Origin of the sequence: Flavobacterium sp. UGB4466, from assembly GCF_903469665.1 — a bacterium.
GTDB lineage: Bacteria > Bacteroidota > Bacteroidia > Flavobacteriales > Flavobacteriaceae > Flavobacterium > Flavobacterium lipolyticum.
The window spans coordinates 1-3,021 of record NZ_CAGKLC010000207.1; the positions used below are offsets into that span (position 1 = coordinate 1).

General features: G+C 35.9%; 3 protein-coding genes. 2 read left to right on the forward strand and 1 reads right to left on the reverse strand.

The window, feature by feature from the left end; genetic code table 11:
• Positions 1–118 precede the first annotated feature (118 nt).
• The gene (locus tag JO950_RS21585; RefSeq protein WP_202704486.1) at positions 119–331 is read left to right on the forward strand and encodes a hypothetical protein; all 213 of its coding nucleotides are present in this window, start codon (positions 119–121) and stop codon (positions 329–331) included.
• A 559-nt stretch (positions 332–890) separates the two neighbouring features.
• Here the strand turns inward: JO950_RS21585 and JO950_RS21590 are convergent.
• Positions 891–1,352 (reverse strand): Lrp/AsnC family transcriptional regulator, encoded by a 462-nt coding sequence (locus tag JO950_RS21590; RefSeq protein WP_202704487.1) that lies wholly within the window; start codon positions 1,350–1,352, stop codon positions 891–893.
• Positions 1,353–1,473: 121 nt separating this feature from the next.
• Between JO950_RS21590 and JO950_RS21595 the strand changes: the two genes are divergently transcribed.
• Positions 1,474–2,703, forward strand: a complete 1,230-nt coding sequence (locus tag JO950_RS21595; RefSeq protein ID WP_202704488.1) for an aminotransferase class V-fold PLP-dependent enzyme — start codon at positions 1,474–1,476, stop codon at positions 2,701–2,703.
• The last annotated feature ends 318 nt before the right edge of the window (positions 2,704–3,021 follow it).

The following is a 3,021-nucleotide window of genomic DNA, read 5'->3' on the forward strand; positions in this document are numbered from 1 at the left end:
GTGGGAGAGTATGTCGTCGCCTTTCTTTTAAGAACCCTATCCAAATCGGATAGGGTTTTTTGTTTTATAACGTTTTTAAATCTTTGCGCTCTTTGCGGTTAAAAAAAATTGTGCACGGATGATACAGATTCGCCAGGCGAAAACGCGGATTGAAACGGATTTTTTTGATTGGCAGAAATTCAAATTGCTTTTGCCCTTTCAGGGCGAAAATGACATTATTTTTATTTATTTCATGGTGCTTTGCGCCATGCTCTTTGCTTTTGGGGCTTTCAGCCCTTTTTTCTTGCGTGCTTTGCGTAAACCTTCGCGGACTTTGCGGTTAAAAAAATAACACACGGATGATACGAATTCGGCAGGCGAAAACACGGATCAAAACGGATTTTTTTGATTTGTAGAAATGAAAATTGCTTCTGCCCTTTCAGGGCGATATTTGCTGTTCATTTTGGTTCATACGTAGTGCCTCGCGCCATGCTCTTTGCTTTTCGGGCTTTCAGCCCTTTTTCCTTGTGTGCTTTGCGTAAATCTTCGCGCTCTTTGCGGTTAAAAACTATAGTCCCTTTTTTCTTTAAATATTCTTTTTATCGTTGACAGCGTTAGGGATGGGAGTGATATCCTTTTGCGATGACCGTATATTTAAAAAATCCCTGAAACTTCTATCGCAAAAGATTTAGCGGACAGCCCGACCCAAAGGGGAACGCCATAATAATTAACTAACACGAAAAGATGAATATGCAACCGTATAGAGAATGCGTAGTTGAGATGTTTTTTAAGTGTTTTTAGTACTTTATTTTTAGTTTTATCTTGAGAGTAAGGTTTCTTGCTTGTTTTAGATGAGAAAAGCGATTTAAATCGCCTGTTTTGAAGTGGTTTTTATGGGAAGTAGTATAGGGTTAAATTGCTACATCGTAGCCAACTTTTACCTTGTCCATTATTACATGAGTGTAGAAATGTTTAACATTAGGATCGTCCATTAGCCATTTTTTGGCAAAAGATTCGTAATGCTGCATGTCTTTTGTGTTTACAATAATGACAAAATCATAGGTACCGGTGACGAAATAACATTGCATCACTTCGTGGCATTTCCGCATAGAGTTCTTAAATTTTTCTAAGGCTTTTGAATTTCCGTCCGCTAGAATAATGTCTACTACGCAAGTAATCGTTAAGCCAATAATGCTTGGTGCTATTATCGATATATCAGCCTCTATTATTTTATTTTCTCTTAATCTTGCTAATCTTCTTTGTACGGCTGAACTGCTTAAATTCACTAAGTCGCCAAGTTCTTGCGCAGTCAATCTATTGTTTTTTTGAATGTATTGTAAAATTTTTTTGTCGTATTCGTCGAGTGCTTGCATTTTTTACCTGATTTTCAAGTAAATTTAGGTTAAATTAGTTATTTGTAGTATTTATGCGCGGAAATAAAGCAGGAAGGTATAAGTAGTTTTGTGTTGTAATATTTAACATAAAAGAAGAATAATGAAAAGAAATGAAAGTGTTTTTTCTGAAGAAGAAATTGAAAAGTTTAGAAGTGAAACAATTGGGTGTGAAAATGTAAACCATCTTAACAATGCTGGTGCAGGTCTAATGCCTGATGTGGTAACTCGATCTATTTTGGAACATGTAAAGTTAGAGTCTGAAATTGGGGGGTATGAGGCTGCAGCTTTGAAGGCAGATGTAATAAAGGAATTTTACGCTCAGGCGGGAAAATTAGTTAATTGTAATCCGTCGAATATTGCTTTTACTGCAAGTGCTACGGATTCTTATACCCGTGCGTTGTCTTCTATTCCTTTTTTGATGGGAGATGTAATTTTGACTGATAATGATGATTTTATTTCGAATCAAATTCAGTTTATTTCATGTCAGAAACGATTTGGAATAAAAATAGTAAGAATAAAGAATGCTGAGGCAGGAGGTGTTGATCTGAAAGATCTCGAGGAAAAATTATTTTCTCTTCAGCCAAGATTACTGGCTATAACGCATATTCCAACCAATTCCGGTTTGGTTCAGCCTGTTAAAAGTATAGGTGAAATATACGATCGTTATGCCAAAGTGCATATTGATAAAACCTGGTATATTTTGGATGCTTGTCAATCAGTAGGGCAATTGAAATTGGATGTTGAGGAATTGAAATGTGATTTTTTAAGTATTACGGTAAGGAAATTTTTGAGAGGTCCGCGTGGCACTGGGTTTTTGTATGTTTCGGACAAGGTTCTTGAGTCTGGACTCGAGCCTTTGTTTATTGATATGAGAGGTGCTGATTGGATTGAAAAAGATGAATATAAACAACAACCAGATGCTAAACGTTTTGAAGATTGGGAATTTGCTTATGCTCTTGTTTTGGGAAGTAAAGCTGCTATTGAATATTGTTTAAGTATTGGGGAGGATAAAATTTGGAGGCAAATACAGTTGTTGTCAAAATATATGAGAGACGAACTGACTAAAATTTCTAAAGTTAGGGTTTTGGATAAAGGACCTGAACTTGGAGGCCTGGTGACATTTTTTGTCGAGGATTCTCAACCAAAATATATTGTTGATGAGTTACTGAAGAGAAAAATAAATGTGGTTCCGAGTTTTAGAAATTTCGCTGTTATTGATTTTGATGAAAAGGGGGTAAAATGGGCAGTGAGAGCATCTCCTCATTATTATAATACTTTCGATGAAATTGATTTGTTTGTCGAGGCAGTTAAGGAAATTGTGTCTGTTTAGTATCGCTAAGTCGTAGTAATAAATAGTACAAAAAAACTCCTTAATTTCTTAAGGAGTTTTTTGTGGGCGATTAGGGGTTCGAACCCCCGACCACTTCCGATGAAAAATCGGAATGCTCTGAGTCAGCTAACCTAATCTTTATTTTATGTTAGCTCTTGAATTTTAATTCTTCTACTCTGCGAAGAATTCTTATATTCTGCTGTACAATTTTTTTTAACTTATAATTTTCTAATAAATAGCAAAAAAAACTCCTTAATTTCTTAAGGAGTTTTTTGTGGGCGATTAGGGGTTCGAACCCCCGACCACTTCCGATGAAAA

Coding starts and splice junctions, on each gene's coding strand:
- JO950_RS21585 (WP_202704486.1), top strand. CDS start 119: ATGATACAGATTCGCCAGGCGAAAACGCGGATTGAAACGGATTTTTTT.
- JO950_RS21595 (WP_202704488.1), top strand. CDS start 1,474: ATGAAAAGAAATGAAAGTGTTTTTTCTGAAGAAGAAATTGAAAAGTTT.
- JO950_RS21590 (WP_202704487.1), bottom strand. CDS start 1,352: ATGCAAGCACTCGACGAATACGACAAAAAAATTTTACAATACATTCAA.